The 20,819-nt window shown below is 57.4% G+C and carries 23 protein-coding genes, 1 tRNA gene and 6 pseudogenes; 17 read left to right on the top strand and 13 right to left on the bottom strand.

Annotation, left to right across the window (positions count from 1 at the left end; genetic code table 11):
- Nucleotides 1-93: 93 nt before the first annotated feature.
- The 4 genes and pseudogenes from CKW25_RS12085 to CKW25_RS12070 form a co-directional block, all read right to left on the bottom strand.
- Nucleotides 94-426, bottom strand: a pseudogene (locus CKW25_RS12085) (late control protein); the annotation flags it as partial.
- A 10-nt stretch (nt 427-436) separates the two neighbouring features.
- Nucleotides 437-556 (bottom strand): annotated as a pseudogene (locus CKW25_RS12080) (major capsid protein); the annotation flags it as partial.
- Entirely contained in the window at nt 502-837 is a 336-nt protein-coding gene (locus CKW25_RS12075) for a hypothetical protein (protein WP_095079433.1), read from the bottom strand. The gene CKW25_RS12075 and the pseudogene CKW25_RS12080, both read right to left, overlap by 55 nt.
- 427 nt (nt 838-1,264) lie before the next feature.
- Nucleotides 1,265-2,581, bottom strand: a pseudogene (locus CKW25_RS12070) (TonB-dependent receptor domain-containing protein); the annotation flags it as partial.
- A gap of 107 nt (nt 2,582-2,688) precedes the next feature.
- Here CKW25_RS12070 and CKW25_RS12065 point away from each other — a divergent pair.
- From CKW25_RS12065 to CKW25_RS12060, 3 genes and pseudogenes are all read left to right on the top strand, one after another.
- A pseudogene (locus CKW25_RS12065) lies at nt 2,689-3,240 on the top strand (tyrosine-type recombinase/integrase); the annotation flags it as partial.
- A gap of 406 nt (nt 3,241-3,646) precedes the next feature.
- The gene (locus tag CKW25_RS26670; protein ID WP_172736489.1) at nt 3,647-3,811 is read left to right on the top strand and encodes a hypothetical protein; all 165 of its coding nucleotides are present in this window, start codon (nt 3,647-3,649) and stop codon (nt 3,809-3,811) included.
- 271 nt (nt 3,812-4,082) lie between these two features.
- Nucleotides 4,083-4,292, top strand: a complete 210-nt coding sequence (locus CKW25_RS12060) for a hypothetical protein (RefSeq protein ID WP_095079431.1) — start codon at nt 4,083-4,085, stop codon at nt 4,290-4,292.
- Between the two features lie 64 nt (nt 4,293-4,356).
- Here CKW25_RS12060 and CKW25_RS12055 read toward each other — a convergent pair whose 3' ends face one another.
- On the bottom strand, nt 4,357-5,277 hold the full coding sequence (locus tag CKW25_RS12055; protein WP_095079429.1) for a LysR family transcriptional regulator: 921 nt from the start codon (nt 5,275-5,277) through the stop codon (nt 4,357-4,359).
- Nucleotides 5,278-5,405: 128 nt separating this feature from the next.
- On the opposite strand from CKW25_RS12055, the gene CKW25_RS12050 reads away from it, so the two are divergent.
- The 7 genes from CKW25_RS12050 (at nt 5,406) to CKW25_RS12020 (ending at nt 11,909) form a co-directional block, all read left to right on the top strand.
- Nucleotides 5,406-6,029: an FMN-dependent NADH-azoreductase gene (locus CKW25_RS12050; protein WP_095079427.1), complete on the top strand. Its 624-nt coding sequence runs from the start codon at nt 5,406-5,408 to the stop codon at nt 6,027-6,029.
- A gap of 67 nt (nt 6,030-6,096) precedes the next feature.
- Nucleotides 6,097-6,993: a pirin family protein gene (locus CKW25_RS12045; protein WP_095079426.1), complete on the top strand. Its 897-nt coding sequence runs from the start codon at nt 6,097-6,099 to the stop codon at nt 6,991-6,993.
- Between the two features lie 141 nt (nt 6,994-7,134).
- The gene (locus tag CKW25_RS12040; protein WP_095079637.1) at nt 7,135-7,896 is read left to right on the top strand and encodes an SDR family NAD(P)-dependent oxidoreductase; all 762 of its coding nucleotides are present in this window, start codon (nt 7,135-7,137) and stop codon (nt 7,894-7,896) included.
- A gap of 435 nt (nt 7,897-8,331) precedes the next feature.
- Nucleotides 8,332-9,249, top strand: a complete 918-nt coding sequence (locus tag CKW25_RS12035) for a LysR substrate-binding domain-containing protein (RefSeq protein ID WP_095079424.1) — start codon at nt 8,332-8,334, stop codon at nt 9,247-9,249.
- 242 nt (nt 9,250-9,491) lie between these two features.
- Nucleotides 9,492-10,238: an SDR family NAD(P)-dependent oxidoreductase gene (locus CKW25_RS12030; RefSeq protein WP_095079422.1), complete on the top strand. Its 747-nt coding sequence runs from the start codon at nt 9,492-9,494 to the stop codon at nt 10,236-10,238.
- 11 nt (nt 10,239-10,249) lie between these two features.
- Nucleotides 10,250-10,543, top strand: coding sequence for an antibiotic biosynthesis monooxygenase (locus CKW25_RS27400; RefSeq protein ID WP_095057962.1), 294 nt, complete (start codon nt 10,250-10,252; stop codon nt 10,541-10,543).
- A 109-nt stretch (nt 10,544-10,652) separates the two neighbouring features.
- Nucleotides 10,653-11,909 carry a serine hydrolase gene (locus tag CKW25_RS12020; protein WP_095079420.1) on the top strand — a complete coding sequence of 419 codons (1,257 nt, stop codon included), beginning with the start codon at nt 10,653-10,655 and terminating at the stop codon, nt 11,907-11,909.
- 913 nt (nt 11,910-12,822) lie between these two features.
- On the opposite strand, the pseudogene CKW25_RS27030 reads toward CKW25_RS12020, so the two are convergent.
- From CKW25_RS27030 to CKW25_RS12005, 3 genes and pseudogenes are all read right to left on the bottom strand, one after another.
- A pseudogene (locus CKW25_RS27030) lies at nt 12,823-12,924 on the bottom strand (lysis protein); the annotation flags it as partial.
- A gap of 62 nt (nt 12,925-12,986) precedes the next feature.
- The gene (locus CKW25_RS12010; protein WP_095079418.1) at nt 12,987-13,781 is read right to left on the bottom strand and encodes a DNA adenine methylase; all 795 of its coding nucleotides are present in this window, start codon (nt 13,779-13,781) and stop codon (nt 12,987-12,989) included.
- A 202-nt stretch (nt 13,782-13,983) separates the two neighbouring features.
- Nucleotides 13,984-14,412, bottom strand: a pseudogene (locus tag CKW25_RS12005) (late control protein); the annotation flags it as partial.
- A gap of 165 nt (nt 14,413-14,577) precedes the next feature.
- On the opposite strand from CKW25_RS12005, the gene CKW25_RS12000 reads away from it, so the two are divergent.
- The 3 genes from CKW25_RS12000 (at nt 14,578) to CKW25_RS11990 (ending at nt 16,221) form a co-directional block, all read left to right on the top strand.
- Complete coding sequence (locus tag CKW25_RS12000; protein ID WP_095079416.1) at nt 14,578-14,940, top strand: hypothetical protein; 363 nt, start codon at nt 14,578-14,580, stop codon at nt 14,938-14,940.
- A gap of 91 nt (nt 14,941-15,031) precedes the next feature.
- Nucleotides 15,032-15,379 carry a hypothetical protein gene (locus CKW25_RS11995; protein WP_095079414.1) on the top strand — a complete coding sequence of 116 codons (348 nt, stop codon included), beginning with the start codon at nt 15,032-15,034 and terminating at the stop codon, nt 15,377-15,379.
- A 26-nt stretch (nt 15,380-15,405) separates the two neighbouring features.
- On the top strand, nt 15,406-16,221 hold the full coding sequence (locus CKW25_RS11990; protein ID WP_095079412.1) for a DUF2303 family protein: 816 nt from the start codon (nt 15,406-15,408) through the stop codon (nt 16,219-16,221).
- Nucleotides 16,222-16,315: 94 nt separating this feature from the next.
- Here CKW25_RS11990 and CKW25_RS11985 read toward each other — a convergent pair whose 3' ends face one another.
- Together CKW25_RS11985 and CKW25_RS11980 are read right to left on the bottom strand one after the other, a co-directional pair.
- Entirely contained in the window at nt 16,316-16,759 is a 444-nt protein-coding gene (locus tag CKW25_RS11985; RefSeq protein ID WP_095079410.1) for a hypothetical protein, read from the bottom strand.
- A 251-nt stretch (nt 16,760-17,010) separates the two neighbouring features.
- Entirely contained in the window at nt 17,011-17,307 is a 297-nt protein-coding gene (locus CKW25_RS11980) for a hypothetical protein (RefSeq protein ID WP_095079408.1), read from the bottom strand.
- 84 nt (nt 17,308-17,391) lie between these two features.
- Here CKW25_RS11980 and CKW25_RS11975 point away from each other — a divergent pair, with 84 nt between their 5' ends.
- The 4 genes from CKW25_RS11975 to CKW25_RS11960 all read left to right on the top strand — a co-directional run bounded on the left by CKW25_RS11975 (nt 17,392) and on the right by CKW25_RS11960 (nt 19,925).
- Nucleotides 17,392-18,171 carry a DUF2786 domain-containing protein gene (locus tag CKW25_RS11975; protein ID WP_095079406.1) on the top strand — a complete coding sequence of 260 codons (780 nt, stop codon included), beginning with the start codon at nt 17,392-17,394 and terminating at the stop codon, nt 18,169-18,171.
- A gap of 83 nt (nt 18,172-18,254) precedes the next feature.
- A complete protein-coding gene (locus tag CKW25_RS11970; RefSeq protein ID WP_095079404.1) occupies nt 18,255-18,533 on the top strand; it encodes a hypothetical protein in 279 nt (92 codons plus the stop codon).
- A 67-nt stretch (nt 18,534-18,600) separates the two neighbouring features.
- Entirely contained in the window at nt 18,601-18,813 is a 213-nt protein-coding gene (locus CKW25_RS11965; RefSeq protein WP_095079402.1) for a hypothetical protein, read from the top strand.
- A complete protein-coding gene (locus CKW25_RS11960; RefSeq protein WP_095079400.1) occupies nt 18,813-19,925 on the top strand; it encodes a phage integrase Arm DNA-binding domain-containing protein in 1,113 nt (370 codons plus the stop codon). The genes CKW25_RS11965 and CKW25_RS11960 overlap by 1 nt, the downstream gene beginning before the upstream one ends.
- An 87-nt stretch (nt 19,926-20,012) precedes the next feature.
- On the opposite strand, the gene CKW25_RS11955 is transcribed toward CKW25_RS11960, so the two are convergent.
- The 3 genes from CKW25_RS11955 to ihfA form a co-directional block, all read right to left on the bottom strand.
- Nucleotides 20,013-20,089: transfer RNA gene (locus CKW25_RS11955), tRNA-Pro, on the bottom strand.
- Nucleotides 20,090-20,177: 88 nt separating this feature from the next.
- Entirely contained in the window at nt 20,178-20,534 is a 357-nt protein-coding gene (locus CKW25_RS11950; RefSeq protein ID WP_027620568.1) for a MerR family transcriptional regulator, read from the bottom strand.
- Nucleotides 20,515-20,817, bottom strand: coding sequence for an integration host factor subunit alpha (gene ihfA, locus CKW25_RS11945; RefSeq protein ID WP_002553164.1), 303 nt, complete (start codon nt 20,815-20,817; stop codon nt 20,515-20,517). Before ihfA ends, CKW25_RS11950 begins: the two co-directional genes overlap by 20 nt.
- Between the last annotated feature and the right edge of the window lie 2 nt (nt 20,818-20,819).

The raw sequence follows: 20,819 nt of genomic DNA, 5'->3' as shown, positions 1-20,819 counted from the left end.
GCCAGGTTGGATGTTGACGCATCCAGCCTGGCTGCTCCTTTTACTTCGAAGTTGAAACCTCTTTGACCTGGGACTACTCACGTTCCTGGGCAATCAATCTGCCACCTCGAGCACGACTTTCTGCGGCTTCCCTGACGCCTTGGCCTTGCCCTCCTTGCCGCCGTTGCACTCAACCGACACCGTCCACCCCGACTGGGTGAAGGTGTGATCCACCGACTCCACCAGGTACTCGCCATCGAGCCCGCGCTTGAAGCCCCGTGCCTCAATTATGATTTCGGCAAACAGATCGGTCCGTCCGGGTAGGTCGAGCCGCACCGAAGCGGTTGAACGGTTGAATGCCGCCAGACGTGCCTTCGCCGCCTCGTCGGCGGCGGTCCTGTCCGGATACAGATGGCGGTCGGTATGCACCGGCGGCATACCCTCGGGCACGTTGGAGAATGCCCTGAATCTCGTCGGCCTTGATGGTGAAACGCTGCGGCAGGTGTACGGTGTTGAACGGGATCATTTGGCGCTTGCTTGCACCCACCACCAGACCCGAGGTCCCGCGCTCAGACGCGACTCATAGAACTCACGGTAGGCGCGAGACTCCTGGAAGTCCGGAATACCCTCGACGGGCAATGGCGCCTGGTGCGAAACAGTGGATGGTGGTCCGTGCTCAATGGCTGGTGCCGGGGTTGGCCGTTCCGGTGTGCGCTGCGTACGTTCGCGCTCATGCCGCGCCGCCACATTGGCTTTGCTCGGGTCCGCGGTACTGAACAAGAGCCGGTCCGTTGCCTCGACATCCACCATGCCGTCCGCCATCAGAACCAGGCGCCCCATCTTGGCCAGCTTCGACACATAGGGTTCTTGAAAGGCGTCGCGCTGGGTTCACAGCAACACACGCTGCTATAAAAGCAGGTCTATCCCGCGCGGAAAAGACTTTTCTGCAGTAAATGCGAAACTGCATCCAACTTGACCATACGTTCGCATTCGCGTCGGCCATCTGATGCATGGAATTAGCCCACGACTCCTCAACCACGATTGGAAGAAAACTATGTGCTTCAGTCCTTCGTGACAGGCCGCGGCCAGGAGCCGCCGTTCACATACGTCGGCCGGAGCTCGCTGCGTTTTTATTCTATATACCACCCATTTCGGCGATTGGCCCACCGTGCGAAGTCGAAATGGTGCAACACATCTATCGATTGTTCGTTGAAGAAGGTATCACCTAGTTGTGCCGCGCCAAGCATCCGTGCCCAGCGCAGCAATTCATTTCATCACCCGCATCTTAAAAGCTGGTGCGCAGTCCGACTTGAATGCTACGACCCTCTGCAGGCGCAATATCCCGCAGGATCGAGCTGGCGTACCGAACCGTCTGATTGGTGAGGTTTTCGGCATTGACGAAGGCCAGCCATTTGCTCTGCCCAACATCGAAGTAATAACCGACATTGGCTCCGAGTGTGGTGTAGCCGTCCGTGCCGCTCTCATTCTCTGGAACGCGGTGTTGAGAACTGGCGTGCTCAACATCAATTCGTGCTTGCCAGCGATCCAGCTCCCACAACAATCCGGTATTCAGTCGCAGCGGTGCGATACGCGGCAGGGCTTCGCCACTGTCAAGGTTCTTAGCTCGGGTGTAATCGCCCGACAGCTCCAGCGCAAATTTACCGAAGGCTCCTTCAGCCAGTCTCCAATGATCCTGCGCCTCAACTCCGCTGAACTGAGCACGCACGCCCGAGTAGGTATATTCAGGCATACCATCCGCATCCTCTTCCCCTTCGTCATTGAGCGTTCGCCCCGTACCGAGCAAGCCGATGTAGTTGGAAAAGTGGCTGTAGAACGCACCGACGCTGCCCTTGTGTGTGCCATTGTCAAAGCGCAGCGCCAAGTCACTGGAGACTGCCTTCTCTTTCGATAGATCAGCATCACCCAACTCGTAGGTGCCGGTGGCGACGTGAGCACCATTGGCGTAAAGCTCATAAAAGGTTGGCGCACGTTCGGTGTAACCCAATGTGGCAGCGACCGACCAGACCGGTGTCAGTGTATAGACCGCGCCGGACGACAGGCTGCCGGCGGTGAAACTGCTGGATCGATCGGCATTGACAAAACGCTCGCTGCCCTTAGCGTCCGGATCTACGGTTGTGTGTTCCAGGCGTCCGCCGAGCGTGAGCAGCAGTCGATCAGTGGCTTGAAGCTCTTCTAGAATAAACAGTGCGCCCGCATCGGTGTCTAAATGCGGAACGAAGGCCTCTTCGCCCAAGGCCGAAAATTCATTGCGGCTGACTTGCGCCCCAACCACTCCGTTGAACGGCCCCAGAGGCTGATGACGGGCCTCGATCCGCGCCTCGTAGCCTTTGTTCTTGAACGTCGTACCGACTTCGCCACCCGCGATTTCACGGTGCTCATAGTCGGTGTGGCCAGCGTCTAGTTTAAGGGAGCTGAACGGACCATCGAGGTTACGTATCTCGGAAGCGAAGGCGTAATGCTCCTGTTCCATACGAATGCGCACGTCGCTTTCGGCCGGCGAACCGTAATTGGAGTCGTAGTTGCTGTACGACAAACCGGCGTATCCATCCTCCCAGGTATGCGAACCACCCACTGCCCCGCCACCGGGTCAGTCAGCGGCAGGTGATGCTCGACGCCAGTCGAGGTGTGCTCGGCAGGGATGTACCACTCGCGCTCAGCCAAACTGATATGCGACCAGCGTGTCTGCCGGGTTGCCGCGAGCAAGAGATCTGCAAATTGAGGTGGGATTGGGAGATTCAGGTGCCGGAACTTGGAGCCAGTGTTTTTCTGATCCCTTCCGACTTTGGCGGCCGGAGCGAACGATCCGGCGTGAAGAATGGCGACGAGCGCCTAGTGGTGCTCAATGCCGTGGCCAAGTCGGTTATCGACAAACAACGTGGGCTGAGCAAAGAGTGGGTGTTCCCGTACAACGGCACGGCCCTGCACAGGATGAACGATTCTGCGTGGAAGAAGGCGCGGGTGAGAGCGGCGAAACTCTGGCAGGAGGAAAACCTTCGCCCCGCTCACCCAGGTTATGCATCCATCAGGATTCATGACCTCAAACACACATTTGGCCGTCGGCTACGCGCAGCAGGTGTCACCGAGGAAGACCGCAAGGCACTTCTGGGCCACAAGAACGGCAGCATCACCAGTCACTACTCGGGCGCTGAGCTCGGGCATCTGATTGAGGCTGCAAATATGGTATCAGCAACTGACTCTCGGGGGCCGGTGCTGACGATCTTGAAGAGGAAAGCCGGATGAAGTCCCGAAAAACTCCCCACCAATGAAAAAGCCCAACTCGCGAAAGTTGGCCTAAGTCATTGAAAAATATGGTCGGGACGGAGTGATTCGAACACTCGACCCCTAGCACCCCATGCTGGGGACCATAGCGGCCTAAGCACTTGTTTTATAAGGATAAAAACCCTTTCTGATCGTGGCAAAACATCCTCTTTTTTGTGCTTATGCAAACGGAAACACGAGGCCTCCAGAGGAGGTTTTGCGCACAAACTTCCGCCGTCCTGCCGAACGCGTCCCTCTCCCTTCAAGCATCGCCGACTACTTCGCTGATTTTTTTTCAATTTGGAGTGAAGATTACTGAAAAGTGTGCCGATTAGCAGTTGAGAACCAGCTGCACACCAGTCGTGCAGCGCTCAAGATCGGAGTATTCATGACCTTCATCAAAATCATCGCGATCATCCTGGTGCTCGCGGCTGCCTGGTACGGCATTGTGTTTTCGGTGCCGCGTAGCAAGCGCGGCATCGCGAGCGTCATTTGCGCGTTCATCTTCGGCTGCATCATGATCGCCATTGCGATCAATCAGCTCAGTTCCTGATGCGATAGAAGCCCCGGAGCCGTGAACCTTCGGGGCTTTACATTTCTGCGCTGGAACAGAATCACACCGCGATTCTAAAGGGGTAAGCCAAAGCACTCTGGGTCAATGAAACCGGGCACTTCCTTACTTTGGAATACCCGGTTCACACACTGATTACACGGTCGGCGGTACAAAAATTGGTACAAGCTTCATCCCCCCTTCGGCGTCCTCCCGACCGTTCGTCAGTTCTTTATATTGCTGCTACGCTGAAGCCTCCATGGAGGATTTCGCGATGCCCAACTCAGACCTGCTCCCTTCCCTGCTCTTCAAGATCAACGAAAACCAGCTTGCCCTGGAGGCTGCCATCATGGAGCTAACGCTTTGGGTTGAGCAGCGCGGAGCGACCGAGGTCGGTGGCAATGTGCGCGGCGCCTTGGAAGCGATCGACAAGAATGAAGAGTTCATCAAAATGACGCTCGCGGTACTGATGACACCAGAGTGATCGCTCAAGGGTAACTATCGACCCAGGCTGTGTGAAAACGCACTGAATACGTCGAAAACTAAATTCACGTGAGCACCGCACGCATCTCGGCGCCGCCGAGGTTCTCCGCAAGGAAGTCGATCAGCTTGCGCACCGCCGGCACTTGCGCCCGGCGCGCCGGAAACATCGCATGGCAGATGCCCCCCGGCGGCCCCCAGCCGGGCAGTAACTCGACCAGTTCGCCACTGCGGATGTGGGGCAAGCACATGTAGTCCGGCAGCACCGATGCGCCGATACCGCCCAGTACCGCGAACGCCAGGGTGGCCAGATCGCCCGCCACATAGCGCGGCGAATGGTGATGCACGTAGCTCGCGCCGCCGGGCCCCTGGAGGTGCCAGCTTTGGCGGCCGTCGCTGCTCGCGGACATCGCCACGCTATCAAGGCGGGCCAGCTCCTCGGGCTTTTCGATCGGCCCGTGCAAGCGCACCAGCTCACTGCTGGCAACCAGTACCGAGCGGATGACGCCGAAGTTCTTGACCACAAGGGTTGCGCTGTTTTCGATCACGGGCCGCACGCGCAGCGCGATGTCCACGCCTTCCTCGATGGGGTCGACCGGACGGTTGACCACCATCATCTCCACACGCACCGCCGGATAACGGCTCATGAACACCGGTAACAAACGCCCCACTCTGCTGTGCGCCAGCGTCACCGGGCAACTGATGCGGATCGTGCCACGGGGCTCGATCTGGGCCTGGGCGACAGCCTCGCCGGCGGCCTGGGCCGCGTCGCGCATCGCGGCGCAATGCCGCAAGTACACCTCGCCGGCCGGGGTGAGCGAGAGACTGCGGGTACTGCGCTGCAACAGCTGTACGCCCAGTTGCGTCTCCAGCTCCGCTACCCGGCGGGACAGGCGCGACTTGGGAATGCCCAGTGCGCGCCCGGCTGCCGCGAAACCGCCGTGCTCGGCTACTTCCGCGAAATAGAACATGTCATTGAGATCCAGCATCTTTTATTGTCCTATTTTTGGAACGACTTAAGTCATTTTTGCCTACTTATCAATGAATCGCCACAAATTTAAACTACGAATCATGCCGCTGCGATTACGGCCCATTTACTTGAAGAAAGGGAAAGATCATGAAACTGCTGCACATTGATTCCAGTGTCTTGGGCGCCTATTCCGTTTCCCGCCTGTTGTCCGCCGAAGTCGTCGCGGAATGGCGCACGGCCAACTCCCAAACCACCGTCGAATACCTCGACCTGGCCGTGGACACCCCCAACCACTTCACCGCCGACGCGATTGGTATCAAGACTGGCCTGCAAGCCGAGCCAACCGAAGCCCAGCGTTTCGAAAATGCGGTGTCGGAGCGCCTGGTGAGCCAGTTCCTCGCTTCGGACGTGATCGTCATCGGCGCGCCCTTCTACAACTTCAGCATCCCGACGCAACTGAAAGCCTGGATCGACCGTCTGGCACAAGCCGGTCGCACCTTCAAGTACACCGAGACGGGCCCCGTGGGCCTAGCAGGCGGCAAAACCGTGATCGTGGTCTCCAGCCGTGGTGGCATGTATTCGACCAGCGAAGGCGGTCAGGCGATGGAACATCAGGAGAGCTACCTCAAGGTGATCTTCGGTTTCTTTGGCATCACCGACGTGCGCTTCGTGCGTGCGGAAGGCCTCAGCAGGGGCGACACCGCCAAGGCTGCCGCTCTGGAATCAGCCCGCTCGGACATCGCGGTAGCGGTGGGTCAGGCTGCAAACTAGGACCGGGCGAAGATCGCTGCCTGAGCGCGCCCCGCTCCCCGATCAATAGCTCACAGGAGCGATAAATATGATTTCCACTCCGGCACCCAACTCCAGCAGCCTGCGCTTTTCCCGCCCGGTCACGCGTGCACCGCATGCAGTTGGTGCGCACTGCGATATCCGCCAGTTTCGCCATACCGACTTCGGCGGCGCGATGAGTCCACTGGTGTTGGTTGACCATTACGTGATGACCGGTCCCACGTTCGAACTGCATCCGCATGCCGGCATGTCGGCCGTGACGGTGCTGTTCGAAGACACCCAGGAGTGGATGAGCAGCCACGACACTGTGCACAACGACCATCGCATCGACCCTGGCGATCTGCACTGGACGCTGGCCGGCAAGGGTATCGTGCATACACAGCAGCCGGAGGGTGATCACCCCCGGTTGCACGGACTGCAGTTGTTCGTCAATCTGCCGCGCCACCTGAAGCGCATCGAACCGGCGACGATGTTGGTGCGTGCCCGCGACGTGCCCGTGATCGAAAGCCCTGGCTTGCGCCTGCGCGTGCTGTCCGGCACATTGGGTGGAAAGACCTCCCCACTGAACCCCCCTGAACCGATCTTGATCGTAGATGGCTGGCTGGATGTCGGCGCCCGTACCGCGTTGCCGATCCCATCCGGCTGGAATCTGTGGCTCTACGCCATCTCCGGGAATCTGACCGCCCGTGACTTTGATGCGCCAGAAAGCAGTATTGGAGCCAAGCTGTCGTCCAGCGAAGCCGTTGCCATCTCGGCTGATGAAGTGGGAACTGTGGAACTGCGCGCTGTAGATGGCGCGGTGAAGTTTGTTGCGATTGCCGGTGCGGCCATCAACGAACCGATTGTGCAGATGGGGCCGTTTGTGATGAACAGCAGAGAAGAAGCCGAACAGGCCGTGGCGGATTTCAAAGCTGGGAAGTTTGGCGCCGTGAAGCCTTTTACGTGATTCACAGTCAAGCATGCAATGCGCTGACGGCCTAACAATTCATTCAAACCGATACCGCTTTGCGGCGCGGCTTAATTCAGGCGCTGGGCGCCTTTCTAAATCGCTCATCAAAATAGACATACACGTTGAAAGGGAATGCACATGAACGCAGGTTCTCTCATTGGGAAGAATGCCTTGGTAACTGGCGCCGGCTCGGGCATTGGGCGACAGGTGGCAATTGCGTTGGCAGCACATGGAGCTCGAGTGGTACTGGTCGGTCGCCGTGCTGTCGAGCTTCGGCTGACCGGCACCGAGATTGACAATCGGGGTGGCAGTCACCTGGTCGTGGAAGCCGACATCACGAACGAGGCCGATGTCAAAGCCTTGCTTGCCAACGCACTTGCAGGTTGCGACCGGCTGGACATTGCCGTCAACGCCGCCGGTGTCTTTCGGGGAGGCGCGATGGACGAAATGGAGCTGGACAGCTTTAGCGAACTTCTGATGACCAACACGATTGGTACATGGCTGTGTCTCAAGCACGAAATGCTTGCCATGAAGAAGCAGGGACACGGTGTTATTGTCAACATCGCCTCGAACATCGGCGATCATTTGACCCGCCCTGGTACAGGTGCCTATGCAGCTTCTAAAGCGGCAGTGTCCGTTCTTACGCGGACCGCCGCACTGGAAGCGATCGGCAATGGAATCCGTATCAATAGCGTCAGCCCGGGCCCCGTCGATACGTCGATGTCTTACCGACCTGGCGAGGACAGAGCCGCACGCGATGCGCGAGTCGCATCGACTAATCCGTCCGGTCGGGTAGCCAAGCTCGATGAGATTTCCTCTGCCGTTTTGTGGTTGTGTTCTGATGGAGCGGGCTACGTAGTCGGTCAGGATCTGGTGGTGGACGGTGGTGCTTCTATTTGATCATCGCAGCATATTGGCGCCTAAACTTGGTGAGTCCGGGCCATGAAGCGCCTACTTGAACAGGCGCCTAACCCCTACTTCCAGCGGGCCGCCTACCGCGGTCCGCTTAAGTCAAACGTTGAACCCCATCCCATGTAGCAGGCGACTGGCTGCTTCTTGAACGTGAGCAGACGCTATCGACCATTTTCGTGACGGCCCGCTTTGGCCGAGTACTTGTCGGTAGGCCGAGGTCCTGAGCGACTGGTTCACTCTCATACCTGCCGTTGAACCTCGGACTGCTTGACCGGCAGCTCAGGGTCGTTTTCTGCCTCTCGCGATGGGTAGAAAACGGCCATAAGCGCCATTCGCAAAGGGCTACTCTGGGTCGCCACAGTCAGAAAACGGCCATCAGCCGCCACTCAAACGTGTCTACGAAACCCGGGGCAGTTCATAACGATGCTTGATCTCAACGACCTGTACTACTTTACGCTCCTTGCAGAACGTGGCAGCTTCACTGCTGCTGCGGAAATGCTCTCCATACCGACCGGTACACTAAGTCGCAGGCTGAAAGCCTTGGAAAACCATCTAAGCCTGCGCCTGATTGACCGTACCACACGCCGGTTCGCTCTCACCGAGGCCGGCGAACAGCTCTATCTCTACGCCCGGAAGATTGTCGAACAGGCCGACTCGGCCGAAGTTCATCTGCGCGGCGTGTTGGGCGAACCCGCAGGGCGTGTCCGGATGACCTGCCCGCAAGGGGTCCTGCGTTCACTGCTTGTGCCACTGCTGCCGGAATTCCTTGCCCGCTATCCCCAAGTCAGCGTCGACATCATCGCAAGCAGCCGTTACACCGATCTAATTGCAGACGGCTTTGATCTTGGCCTGCGTTCGCATGAACAGGACCTGGTCGAGTCGTCGATGGTCGCGCGCCAACTGGCCACCTTGCAGATGGTGCTGGTAGCCAGCCCCAACTACTTTCGCGAGCGTCAGGCTGCCAATCCTGTCAATCCTGCCGATGTAGAAGGAATCGACGGTCTTCACCTGGCGACGCATAGCAGCTTAAGTGTCTGGACGTTGCGGGGGCCGGGCGAAGAACAGGCCACGGTACGGTTAAAAAACCGTCTCGGCTCAGACGATGTTTCGCTGCTCAAGGCAGCAGCTATTGCAGGCCAGGGCGTTGCCGTCGTGCCACTGCATACCTGCCGGACGGAACTGGCCGATGGAACGCTCGTGCGGGTCCTTCCCCAATGGGAGGTTTCTCGACGAACATTGAGCTTGATCCTGCCCTCCGCCAGAGGGCTGATGCCAGCGGTTCGGGCCTTTGCCGATTTTCTGATCGAGCGTTTGCCCCGCGCGGTTGAAGGACCGCCATAGTCGTAATGTCAAATCGGGGGAGATTTCTTCCCAAGGGAAAAAATCTTTCTCGTTTCCCCGTCTTATTCCCATGACATGTTCAAACGTACCCTACGGGCTCTTTCATTCTGGATGCCGGCGGATCATAGAGTCATCGCCGTTGAAGTCCGGTGAATTCCCGATGCGCTAGCCATTCCGCTGGCCCCTTGTTCTTGGTTGTATCCAGCGCATAGATGAGCCAGAAGCAACTTTAGGAGCAAATGATGAAGCTTGTAAACAGAATTGCGGTTGTCACCGGAGGCTCACGTGGCATCGGCGCTGCCATCGCCCGAAAGCTCGCAGCTGAGGGCGCAATCGTTGCGGTTGTCTATCAGTCCGGAGTCGATCAGGCACAGTCGGTGGTTCGGGCGATCAGGGAGGCGGGGGGGGTAGCTGAGGCTTTTGCGGCGGATGTGGCGGACGCATCCGCTGTGCGCAGTGTTATCGCCTCGATCGTCGCACGTTTCGGCCGCATCGATATTCTGGTGAACAACGCCGGCATTTTCGAGGGGCGCACTTTTGCGGACATCGACGCGGACCATGTGAGCCGGCTCTTTGCCGTCAACATGAGCAGCGTATTGCACATGATGCAGGCAGCGGTTCCGCATTTTCCGCCTACCGGCGGGCGCGTGGTGAACGTCTCGACTAACCTGATCTATTCCCCCCGCCCAGGTACAGCCATCTATGCCGCCAGTAAGGCGGCAGTGTCCGTATTGACGAATGGTTTTGCAAAGGAACTCGGCGCACGGGGGATCACGGTGAATGCGGTGGCGCCCTCGATGACAAGCACGGACATGACTGCGGCGACGCCCGACGCGCGCCGGCAAGCTGTGATCGCGGCGACACCGGCAGGGCGTATCGGTGAGCCCGAGGACATCGCGGACGTGGTCGTATTCCTTGCTTCGGACGAATCGCGCTGGATCACGGGGCGCACGCTCCTGACCGATGGCGGCTTGACTGACTCACTTTGAGTTGAACAGTTATGTATGTTCTCACGGTAGAGCTAAAGATCCGGTCTGAGCGTCTGGCGGACTTTCTGCACGAGCTGTCGAATTTGCGCACGCTGATCGAACGTGAGCCTGACTGCCTGGGGTTTGACGTGCTGCAGAGCGAGGATTGTCCCCATCATGTGTTACTCGTTGAAACATGGAGTAGTCGAGCATATTTTGAAAATGTACAGATGAAACGTCCCTATTACGCCCTCTATTTTGCGCGAGTTCACCCTATGTGGAACGCGGAGCGTCAACTGCATCACTGGTCCGCGGTCGCCCCTTGAAGACGTGATCCCGAGGGTCCGCAGGCTGCCGGGGAGGCGTTTTTTAGCATGTTACTTGCGAATGTTATTTGTTCAACCCACAAAAACCATAATAAGAAGGAAATCTTTCATGCTGCACTCTGATCATTCATCAATCGCTGAGAGACGCCGTATTCAGGCGGTGAGGTGCGTTTCGGCACTGATGCTGTCGTTAATTGCTTGTTCGAGCCACGCGGATACAACGAAGCCCTACCTCCATGCACAGGAGCCGATTGGTGACGTCGAGACTATGTACAACGGCAAGCTCAGCGAAGACATGGCCGTTAACACCTTCCGCAACATTGATCGCTTGTTCCCTGTACGCACCATCAAGGCCGGCGGTCATCCCTTTCCATTACCGCGCAGCGGCCAGCCGCTCGGGCCAGTTGCCTTTGACTACAAAGGCAAGCAATACAGCCTCGATGACTACGTCACGCTTAACCATGTAACGGGTCTGTTGGTGCTCAAAGACGGTAAAATCGTTACTGAACGCTATGAAAAGGGCAATACAGCGGACACCCGGTGGATGTCGATGTCGGTGGCCAAGTCCATCACCTCGACGCTGGTGGGCGCCGCGTTGCAGGACGGTTCGATCAAAAGCCTGGATGACAAAGTAACCAACTACCTGCCTTCACTGGCTGGCAGTGGTTACGAACAGGCGACGGTACGTCAGGTGCTGGCAATGCGCTCTGGGGTCAAGTGGAGTGAGAAATACGCCGATCCGACCTCAGACCGGCGGATGATGCTCAAGCTGCAAATCGCGCAAGTACCCGGCTCGGCCCTCAAGTACATGGCCACACGGCCAAGCATCGCGACCCCAGGTACGCTGACCAACTACAGCACCGGGGAAACACAAGTACTGGGGCAATTGGTCAGCGCCGCCACGGGCAAGCCATTGGCGAATTACTTAAGTGAAAAAATCTGGGCACCGTATGGCATGCAAAGCGACGCCAACTGGTGGCTCGACGGCCCCAATGGCAATGAGGTGGGCGGCAGCGGTATCAGTGCGACGCTTGAAGATTACGGGCGCTTCGGACAGTTCGTACTCAGCGGCGGCAAGGCCGGCGACAAGCAGGTACTGCCCAAAGACTGGATGAGTTTCGTCAGTACAACCACTGGCGCGGATGCGGCATATGGCGACTTTGCTTCCATGTGGTGGCCTGCCTGGACAGAGGCTTCGAAGGCAGATAAAGCGTTCACCGCTGCCGGCATTTTTGGTCAGTACGTCTACATCAATCCAACCCACAATGTGGTGATTGTGGTATGGCAAGCACAGACCAAATCCACCGGCGGCGAGGTCATCGACGACATGGTCGCCTTTGACGCCATCACCAAGGCAGCTCAATAAGCGCAATGCTGTTCGCTTAAGGATTGAATCCGGTAAACGAAGTGAAACCCTTGTGGGAGTTGTCGAGCCTCAGCCAGGCTGCAATAGCGGTGGCCAACGCAACATCTATGTTTGCCACGCCGGCCCCATCGCAGCCTAGCTGGGGCTCGACAACTCCCACCTTTGATCTTCGCGGCTTTGAGCGTTATCGCTTAACTGAACATTCAGACCTCCTTGCTCACGCCAATCCGGTTGCAAGCATTCATTAGCGAGATCGTGAACGTCAGGTCGGAAATTTCCTTGTCGCTGAAGTGCTTTCTCAAGTCTTTGTACAGTTCATCCGACACAGGTTGACTCGCCATGTAGGTCAAGGTTCGGCCCAGGCGCGCGGCGCGTTCCCGAGCGTGAACAGTTCGCTGATATGCCAGCCGGCCAGCCGATCCAGTTTGCTTTGTGCTCTACCGGCCTTACGCAAGATTTCAGCGAGCATGCCCAGACAGAAACACCCGTTGATTTGCGAAACCCACAGGCGAACTAACGCAACCAATGAGGCGCCCAGAGGACTTTCGGTCACCGCCTGGCTGTGGGCGAAAAAACACCCGCTTTTTTGTGCTTATGCAAACGGAAACACGCGGCCTCCAGAGGTGGTTTTGCGCACAACCCTCACGGCGTCCTACCGACCGTACACAATCCCCCGCACCCCCAGCACCTCCAGCAACATCCGGAATAATTTCCGGAATATTCTGCGTCGTTTTCTGCGTGACCTGCCTGGTTGACAGATCAGCCAAATCGCCAGGAAATTTGGTTGACGAAATTCTGAATTCGCCATAATGGGATTTTTCCCCAACAATTCCAGATAACGGAATTCGGTCGGAAGCGCCCGATTTATAGTGTTCGTATCAAGCATGTTAATTTTCGCGACCGCTAATGTAGGTCAGTGCACCACAGCTCTGACACAAGACTGGCACGCAGCCAGTGCAATCATTCCTTGGTCGCCGGTGGCGGTGATTCCGATAGTTCGTTGAGCATGCGCCGGGCAAGTCGGGAACCTATGGTTCTGTGCCACCAAGATTGAATCCACAATCAAACGCCTCTCCCTCAAAAGAGGCCACCCAATGCCGCCGGCTCCCAGTTCATGATCACCAGTTCACCACTGACCTCAGCTTTGCCTTGGCGCTGATTGGTCGTGGTGTAACGGATATCCAGCGTCTCAAAGTGAAAGCCCTCGAACACCCGGCGGATGTCCGGGTGGTCGTTGATGCTGACCATCACCCTGCCCTTGCAGCGGCGCATGAAATCCGCCATGCGCTCGTAATTCTCAAACGGAAAATCCACCCCATACCCTGCGGTCTGCCAATACGGTGGGTCCATGTAGTGGAAGGTGTGGGCACGGTCGTAGCGTTCGGCACATTCCAGCCACGGCAGGTTTTCCACATAGGTGCCGGACAGGCGTTGCCAGGCCGCCGAGAGGTTTTCCTCGATGCGCAGCAGGTTAATGGCCGGAGCCGTGGTCGCGGTCCCAAAGGTCTGCCCGGACACCTTGCCGGCGAAAGCGTGGTGCTGCAGGTAGAAAAATCTGGCAGCGCGCTGGATGTCGGTGAGGGTTTCGACGCGGGTCATCTTCTGCCACTCGAACACTTGACGCGAGCTGAGCGCCCATTTGAATTGGCGCACGAACTCTTCGAGGTGGTTCTGCACCACACGATATAGAGTGACCAGGTCGCCGTTGATGTCGTTGAGCACTTCCACCGGCGCAGCCTGGGGACGCATGAAGTACAGCGCGGCGCCGCCAGCAAAGACTTCAACGTAGCATTCGTGAGGCGGGAACAGCGGAATGAGGCGATCGGCCAGGCGGCGTTTGCCGCCCATCCAAGGGATGATGGGTGAAGACATAGATAGCAAGACCTTTACTGTATAAATAAACAGGTGCTAGGCTCGCTCCGCTTTGTGCACAGAGCAGGAGCCTTGGCGGGACTTGCAGGGACAATCTGCGGGGACGGTGGCCAGGCTGGATGTTGACGCATCCAAACTGGCCGCTCCTTTTACTTCGGGGTTAAAACCTTTTTGACCTGGGACAACTCACGCTCCCTGCCAATCAATCTGGCACTTCGAGCACGACTTTCTGCGGCTTCCCTGACGCCTTGGCCTTGCCCTCCTTGCCGCCGTTGCACTCCACCGACACCGTCCACCCGGACGGGGTGAAGGTGTGATCGACCGACTCTGCCAAGTACTCACCATCGAGCCCGCGCTTGAAGCCCTGCGCTTCAATCATGCATTCGGAAAACAGATCAGTACGTCCGGGGAGGTCGAGCCGCACCGAGGCGGTGGATCGGTTGAACGCGGCCAGGCGGGCCTTGGCCGCTTCGTCGGCAGCGCTTTTGTCCGGGTAGAGATGGCGGTCGGTGTGCACTGGCGGTAGCCCTTCCGGCACGTTGGGGTTGTCCAGGTACGATATCTGTAATTCCCCGCTGGCCGGGTCCTGGTACTGGGTGCTGACGCCCTGGTGGGTGCTGCGGTCGCTCACCAGCGCTCACATAGGGAGGTCTGTGTGACGCACCACAAAAGCCCGGGAACCCTCGGGCTTTTTTTCGCCTGCCTTTATCCGTCAGCACTCTCCCCTGCGCCCATCGGCAACCAGCATGTGGTCCGAGTGCTGACGAATACACGCAACCCAAACTGAGGAATCGCCATGAACCAAACGATCAGACAGAGCCAAGCAATCCTCCATGGGTTGCGTCTCCGGACCTCCCTGGCCACTTCCGAGATGTACCAGCACATAGGCCGCGAAGAACCGGATCAAGCACTGCGGTTCACCGTTGTACCGCGCGGCGGCAATACCTTCGAAGTGATTGAGCGCTCCACCGGTACGGCAAAGGGTGAGCTGTTTGGTCATGACAATGCCTGCCGGTTCGCACAACAGCTCGAAGACAACGCCGAGCTCTTCGCTGCCAGCCACAAGACAGCGAAAGCATTCGCTCGCACGCTTCTGCGCTGGACTGCCGGATTGGCGCTCATGTTGTTCCTGTTCGCCTACTTCGGCGCGGGCCATTGAGACCGATCAAGAAGTTGGTACGCCAACGTCGTAGCCAGCCGCAACTCAGTCTTCCCCCCAGCGGCCTAGTGGCCACCCCGGAGAAAAAACCATGTCCATCCCTACCGATACCGCAGAGTTCCTCGAAGAGCTGAACGGTGGTGCATTCGCCAACCAGATAGGCCACGCCCTTTCCGAAGTAGCCGCCGGGGTTGTTGACCACGGTAAGTCCGGGAAGCTGGTCATCACCCTGGATTTCAGCCAGATCGGCGAATCCAGCCAAGTGAAGATCAAGCACAAGCTCGACTACAAGGTGCCGACCAAGCGCGGCACACGCAGCGAGAACACCAGCCTGGATACGCCCATGCATGTCGGCTCCGGCGGCAGGATCACCCTCTTCGCCGAGAAGCACGACCAGCTCTTCAGCCGCGAACAAGCCCCTATCACTCCCCGCACGTAACTACTCAGCCACCAAGGAATCGATAAATGTCTCTGAGCAAAGAAGCGATCCAGCACATCACAGATACCGCGCTCGAAGCACACGGCAAGAGCCTAGGCACCCACACACCGACGGCGGTGCTGCCAGCAGGCTGCCAAGTGATCACCCTGGAAAAATGGCAGGCAGGCCGCAGCCGTTTCCGTGGCATCTACTCCACCCACTCGCTGGCCGACTTCAGTGCGTATGTTGCTGACCGAGCGCTTCCTGATGCCAAGGGTTTTATCGATCAGGATGAAATGACCTGCACGCTGTTGTTCAACCTGGGCAACGATGCAGTGCCAGGCCACGCCGACGACCGCGCGATACTGAAACTAAAACCATCCGCAGGCTACAAGGCGGTCCAGGCGATCGGCAGCCGCGCCATGACACAGAAAGACCTGAGCGACTGGATCGAAGACTGGCACCAGTACCTGAGCGCCATGGATGAGGCAGGCGGCAGCATGAGCATCGCCAAGGCCATCGCTGCGGTTCGCACCATCACCATCAAGGCAGCATCCGAATCGGACCACACCGTCAGCGAGACCAGCGCCAGCCGCAGCACCCTGGACCAGATCGAGGCCCGCAGCAAAGAAACGCTACCAACTTCCCTGCTGTTCAACGTAATTCCCTTCGAAGGTCTGACCGAACAGTGGATCAACCTGCGGGTTTCGGTCATTACCAGCGGCGCCCAGCCAGTGCTGAAGCTGCGCTGGGTCGGCGAAGAAGTTCAGCGCGAAGACATCGCGCAGGAGTTCAAAACGGTCCTGCAGGATAAAATCGGTAGAAATGCAGCCCTTTCGCTGGGAGCCTTCGACCCGAAGTAACCAATCCAGCGGCGCCGCGACACGAAATCACGATATATGAAAGCGTGTCGCGGAAATTGGAGCTCGCCTACTAGCGTGAGGAACTACGTCTAATTCACGATGAGTGATCTACTTGAACTGAGGATTCCAAAACTTTCCTCAGAACACCCATATAGATCTTGATGCTCATGAGGTTGTCGTAGTTGCCACCATTTTGCGCATCGGCATCTGCTAAATCGCCATCCCGGTTGATTCGGAATCGACCAACCTCCGTCTTGCCTCCACTAAGTGCTGGCACAGTCACAATCGCTTCAACACGGCCTTCCGTTTCTACAGCGATTGGAATGATTTCGATGGTAAACGCTTTACCGAGAATGGTACCGCTGTAACCACGCTCATCTGGTAGATGCTCAATTGTCACCAGTTGACCGTAGCTTCGTTCAGCTAGGAGCTTCCAGTGATCAATGTAACTGAGAAAGTTTGTCTTTGCGTGATTAGAGTCACGACCAATTTTGGCCAGATAACTCACAAATGTACCTGGGTCTTGAGCGAAATCCATTTATCAACTCCGATTTTAGGTTTGGTCATAGCTCGACTGAGCCAGATCTTAATAGACCATCCAAACCCAAATTGCCATCATGCCGTTTCCGGTCACGGAGGGCGGCGCCTGACCGAAGATACACCGTGGACAAGAACGCCATGATCCTGATTCCGGAAATCTCCGGCGATTGGAAAGAGCGCACACGCTCCGGCAACACCTGTATCTGGAACTACGCTCCGCACGGCACCTAAAGCGCTGGAGCATGGATATCAGTCGTCGCGACCGGCCTTGTCAATAACATTAGCGCACCAGCCGCAGAATCCTCCATTGTGCTTGGCCTCATATTTTTCGGACCATTCGATACCATTGCGGCATCTCTTGCATGAGCCAGGGTCGTTTTTTCGCAGGACGAAATTATCAAGAACAAATCTTTGGGGTGGCGTTAAGCCGTCGTCGCCTTCTTCCAGAAAGGCTTTTGCTGCACCAATTTCAGGCCCCTGCAAATAGCCACCCTCGAGCAGGTCACTGACGTAACCGCTTTGCCCATCATCTTCTTCGAATGACATAACCCGCTCCCTGTTCAGGCCCCGTGCCGGGCCATTAAGCATTAGCTCACAAACATACTTCACGCCAGCCGGCGAGGATCCCCTATGTCCGACAATCACATCGACGAAAAGAAACTCGAGCGGGCGATCCGTAAGATCAAGCACTGCTTGGCCCTATCCAAAAGCGCCAACGAGAACGAAGCAGCCACAGCACTTCGACAAGCACAAGCGCTGATGCGTGAATATCGACTGACCGAAATGGACGTAAAGCTCAGTGACGTCGGAGAGGTCGACTCTCAATACTCTCGCAACGAGCGTAGGCCAATGTGGGATCAGCAGTTGAGCAGCGCTGTCGCCGAAGTGTTCAGCTGCACCGCGCTGCGCAACAGGCAATGGTGCAAAACCAAGCAACGAATAGTTGAACACGCATCATTCGTCGGAGTAACCCCAGCTCAGAATATAGCGCTGTATGCCTACGAGGCACTACTGACCAAGCTAACCATGGCGCGCAAGGAGTACGCCGCTGGTGTTCGGTCGGGCAGAAATCGTAGCTCTTATTCAGCCGAAACGGCTGGTGACCACTTCGCCCTTGCTTGGGTCGGTCAAGTCTACGGAAAGCTTCGCGCTTTGATCCCGCAAGGCGAGGAAGACAGCATCGCCACGTCAAGTGATGGTCATGATCTAGTAGCTCTGCAATCACAGGACAAGGCGCTGATAGCCGAGTACCTAGCCAACAACGGCGTGGGTAAAGCCCGTAAGGCGCGTGAAACCGAACTCGATTTGAACGCCCAAATTGCGGGCATGCTCGCGGGACGAAATGTAGACCTGCACGCCGGCATTGCGCACGGCGGCGATGACGTTCTCGCTCTATGTGCGATTGCCTGACCACCAGTTCACCACCCTCCACTTCCCGGGTATGCCCCGGCATACATACCAGCCTGCCGGTGAACGGCGGGCGAGGAATTCTCATGACCAAAGAAAACGTGTACGACGAACAAATCAGCCCTCTGGTCCACAAGATCATCGCTATCTGCAGAGAGCATGAGATTGCCTTGCTGCTTTCCGCTCAGCTTGAGGACGAGGATGAGCGAGAGCTGTTCTGCACCACCATCCTGCCAGGCACGGATGAGGTGTCGTGCGAGAGGTTTGTCCAGGCGCTGAATCTCATCCGGCCACCCAGCCGCTCCGTAATGCACATGACAACCACCCATACCGACGGCAGTCAGACGCTGACCGCAATCATCTGACCACCCCCACCTTCTGCCGCCACGCGCGGCGTGGAGCAACAACGCCCAACCCGGGTAGAGGTATTCAATGAAGCGAGAACTGATAAAGATCAGCGAGTTTCAGCGTCGACGCTGGGGCGAAAACGGAACCCCGCAATGCCCCCAAGCTATCCGCAACCACATCCGTAACGGAATAGTGCCCGGCGAGCAGATTGGGAAACTCTGGTACGTTGATTGGACTGCCTTCAACCGGTCAGGCGGAAACGATCTGGTGGCAATGGTATTGAAAGGAGCAGCATGATGGCCCCAAGGCCGCGCAATACTGCGAACAAGAACCTGCCGCAGAATCTGTACTTCGATGCGCGGCGCTCGACCTATCGCTACCGACGGCCGACCGACGGGAAGTGGTTCCAGTTCGGTACCGACCGCATCAAAGCGATCGACGCAGCGAAGCAACTGAACCTTGAGTTTATGCGCGGTGCTGACCTGGTCGGCGCCGTGCTGTCCAGTTCATCGGAGTCATTCACCACCTTCCTCGACAAGTACGAAGCTGACGTACTGCCACCTCGCGAGTTGGCCAAGGGCACACTCGGCCTGTACGCGGTTCACTTTAGGCGCTTCCGCAAGCAGTTCGAGGGTAAGGCGATCGACCAGATCACAATCCGCATGATCGCGGAAATGCTGGATGCACTGACCCCGCGCACGGCGAACCAGTGCAGGGCGCTGTTGATCGATATCTTCAACCACGCCGCGGCCAAAGGCCTGTGCCCTGACAATCCCGCAGCAACCACGATCAACCGCATTGAGAAGAAACAGCGCAAGCGCCACACCGTCGAGGGCTTGAAGGCCATCAGAGAGAAAGCGCCAGCCTGGTTACAGAACGCGATTGACCTAGCCCTGATCACCGCTCAGCGCCGAACAGATATCCTCGATATGCGCTTCGACGGCGTGCGGGAGGGGTACCTGTACGTGGTTCAAAAGAAGACGGCCAAGGCCAGTGACGCGGCATGGATTCGCTTTCGGGTCACCGCGGAGCTGCAGGCGGTCATCAGCCGATGCCGTGACGACACTGCTTCGCCGTTCCTGGTGCACCGTAAGCCTGACCGCCTGAAACAGAAACAGGCGCAGACCAAGGATCACTGGACGAAGATTGAAGAGCGGTATTTGACGCGAGCGTTCAAGAACGCCAGAGAGACGGCGGAATGCTACAAGGGATGGAAAGAAGAGGAAATGCCGGGCTTCCACGAAGTGCGGGCGCTATCACTGCATCTGTACAAGAAAGCCGGAAAGGATGGGCAGAAAATCGCGGGGCATGCGAGCGAAGGTATGACCAAAAACTACCAGCGAGACCATGAGGAAATCGTCTGGTCCGAGGCGATTCCGGACCTGAATATCAGCGAAATAACTGGGTAGTTTTGCGCCAGTTTTGCGCGGGTTTTGCGCAGCCCTGAAACGAGAAAGGGGACCAAGCCGCTAAGTGCTTGATCCCCTTACGAAATATGGTCGGGACGGAGTGATTCGAACACTCGACCCCTAGCACCCCATGCTAGTGCGCTACCGGACTGCGCTACGCCCCGACTAGGCGTGAATCTGTTCCTCTTCTCGAGGGACGTTCAAGAATATAACGCAAGCTTTTGAAAACTGGAAGTATTTAAAAGCAAGAATTTACTTCTTGAGTACCACCAGCACATCTTCGAGCTCGGAGATCATCTGGCGGATCATTTGTTTGTATTGGGTGGTGTCGTCTTTGGCTTCATCGCCGGACAAACGCAGGCGCGCGCCGCCGATGGTGAACCCCTGGTCGTACAGCAACGCGCGGATCTGCCGGATCATCAGCACGTCCTGGCGCTGATAATACCGGCGGTTTCCGCGGCGTTTGACGGGGTTGAGTTGAGGAAACTCCTGCTCCCAGTAGCGTAGTACGTGCGGTTTTACCGCACATAACTCGCTGACTTCACCAATGGTGAAGTAGCGTTTGCCTGGGATGACGGGAAGCTCGTCGTTATGACTTGGTTCCAGCATAAGCCTCAACTCGGGCCTTCAACTTCTGCCCTGGACGAAAGGTGACCACACGGCGAGCCGTGATCGGGATTTCTTCTCCCGTTTTCGGATTGCGGCCAGGCCGCTGGCGTTTGTCCCGAAGGTCGAAGTTGCCGAAACCGGACAACTTGACCTGTTCGTTGTCTTCAAGAGCGTGCCTGATTTCTTCGAAAAACAGTTCGACCAATTCCTTGGCTTCCCGCTTGTTCAGGCCCAGCTCTTCATACAGACGTTCCGCCATCTCAGCTTTCGTCAAAGCCCCCATAC

Origin of the sequence: Pseudomonas sp. Irchel s3h17 (assembly GCF_900187505.1) — a bacterium.
Lineage (GTDB): Bacteria > Pseudomonadota > Gammaproteobacteria > Pseudomonadales > Pseudomonadaceae > Aquipseudomonas.
The sequence above is the reverse complement of the archived record's forward strand: the minus strand, read 5'-3'. Positions and strand labels throughout refer to the sequence as shown.

Coding starts and splice junctions, on each gene's coding strand:
- CKW25_RS12060 (WP_095079431.1), top strand. CDS start 4,083: ATGCCCAACTCAGACCTGCTCCCTTCCCTGCTCTTCAAGATCAACGAA.
- CKW25_RS12020 (WP_095079420.1), top strand. CDS start 10,653: ATGCTGCACTCTGATCATTCATCAATCGCTGAGAGACGCCGTATTCAG.
- CKW25_RS12055 (WP_095079429.1), bottom strand. CDS start 5,277: ATGCTGGATCTCAATGACATGTTCTATTTCGCGGAAGTAGCCGAGCAC.
- CKW25_RS12030 (WP_095079422.1), top strand. CDS start 9,492: ATGAAGCTTGTAAACAGAATTGCGGTTGTCACCGGAGGCTCACGTGGC.
- CKW25_RS12050 (WP_095079427.1), top strand. CDS start 5,406: ATGAAACTGCTGCACATTGATTCCAGTGTCTTGGGCGCCTATTCCGTT.
- CKW25_RS11960 (WP_095079400.1), top strand. CDS start 18,813: ATGGCCCCAAGGCCGCGCAATACTGCGAACAAGAACCTGCCGCAGAAT.
- CKW25_RS11970 (WP_095079404.1), top strand. CDS start 18,255: ATGACCAAAGAAAACGTGTACGACGAACAAATCAGCCCTCTGGTCCAC.
- CKW25_RS12035 (WP_095079424.1), top strand. CDS start 8,332: ATGCTTGATCTCAACGACCTGTACTACTTTACGCTCCTTGCAGAACGT.
- CKW25_RS11980 (WP_095079408.1), bottom strand. CDS start 17,307: ATGTCATTCGAAGAAGATGATGGGCAAAGCGGTTACGTCAGTGACCTG.
- CKW25_RS12040 (WP_095079637.1), top strand. CDS start 7,135: ATGAACGCAGGTTCTCTCATTGGGAAGAATGCCTTGGTAACTGGCGCC.
- CKW25_RS11975 (WP_095079406.1), top strand. CDS start 17,392: ATGTCCGACAATCACATCGACGAAAAGAAACTCGAGCGGGCGATCCGT.
- CKW25_RS11990 (WP_095079412.1), top strand. CDS start 15,406: ATGTCTCTGAGCAAAGAAGCGATCCAGCACATCACAGATACCGCGCTC.
- CKW25_RS26670 (WP_172736489.1), top strand. CDS start 3,647: ATGACCTTCATCAAAATCATCGCGATCATCCTGGTGCTCGCGGCTGCC.
- CKW25_RS11995 (WP_095079414.1), top strand. CDS start 15,032: ATGTCCATCCCTACCGATACCGCAGAGTTCCTCGAAGAGCTGAACGGT.
- ihfA (WP_002553164.1), bottom strand. CDS start 20,817: ATGGGGGCTTTGACGAAAGCTGAGATGGCGGAACGTCTGTATGAAGAG.
- CKW25_RS12010 (WP_095079418.1), bottom strand. CDS start 13,781: ATGTCTTCACCCATCATCCCTTGGATGGGCGGCAAACGCCGCCTGGCC.
- CKW25_RS27400 (WP_095057962.1), top strand. CDS start 10,250: ATGTATGTTCTCACGGTAGAGCTAAAGATCCGGTCTGAGCGTCTGGCG.
- CKW25_RS11985 (WP_095079410.1), bottom strand. CDS start 16,759: ATGGATTTCGCTCAAGACCCAGGTACATTTGTGAGTTATCTGGCCAAA.
- CKW25_RS11950 (WP_027620568.1), bottom strand. CDS start 20,534: ATGCTGGAACCAAGTCATAACGACGAGCTTCCCGTCATCCCAGGCAAA.
- CKW25_RS11965 (WP_095079402.1), top strand. CDS start 18,601: ATGAAGCGAGAACTGATAAAGATCAGCGAGTTTCAGCGTCGACGCTGG.
- CKW25_RS12000 (WP_095079416.1), top strand. CDS start 14,578: ATGAACCAAACGATCAGACAGAGCCAAGCAATCCTCCATGGGTTGCGT.
- CKW25_RS12045 (WP_095079426.1), top strand. CDS start 6,097: ATGATTTCCACTCCGGCACCCAACTCCAGCAGCCTGCGCTTTTCCCGC.